The organism is Pantoea sp. EA-12, assembly GCF_030053355.1.
GTDB lineage: Bacteria > Pseudomonadota > Gammaproteobacteria > Enterobacterales > Enterobacteriaceae > Pantoea > Pantoea vagans_C.
In genome coordinates, this window is the sequence record NZ_JASGBY010000041.1 from 1 (window position 1) to 508 (window position 508).

Here is a 508-nt window from a genome sequence, read left to right on the forward strand (position 1 = left end):
TTCATGACTGGGGTGAAGTCGTAACAAGGTAACCGTAGGGGAACCTGCGGTTGGATCACCTCCTTACCTGAAGATACTTTCCCGCGAAGTGCTCACACAGATTGTCTGATAGAAAGTAATGAGCAAGACGGCTGCGAAGTCGTGACATGTATGTGTCCCCTTCGTCTAGCGGTTAGGACTCCGCCCTTTCACGGCGGCAACAGGGGTTCGAATCCCCTAGGGGACGCCACTTGCTTGGTGACAGGTGAAAGGTGTCTCCACGAAATATCTCAAAACTGACGGTAACGTCGAGTTTGAGATATTGCTCTTTAACAATCCGGAACAAGCTGAAAATTGAAACGACGTGTCGGTTCATTTCTCCGTAATAAGAAATGAATGATGACATGTTCGAGTCTCTCAAATGCTTGCAGCTTGCATGCGTTGTAAAACGCCTGTGGGTTGTGAGGTTAAGCGACTAAGCGTACACGGTGGATGCCCTGGCAGTCAGAGGCGATGAAGGACGTGCTAA

At 49.4% G+C, this 508-nt stretch carries 1 tRNA gene and 1 rRNA gene; both read left to right on the forward strand.

Annotated elements, in window-relative coordinates:
• Positions 1–66: ribosomal RNA gene (locus tag QMZ30_RS25785) — 16S ribosomal RNA — on the forward strand; the annotation flags it as partial.
• Positions 67–154: 88 nt separating this feature from the next.
• Positions 155–229: transfer RNA gene (locus QMZ30_RS25790), tRNA-Glu, on the forward strand.
• Positions 230–508: the final 279 nt, after the last annotated feature.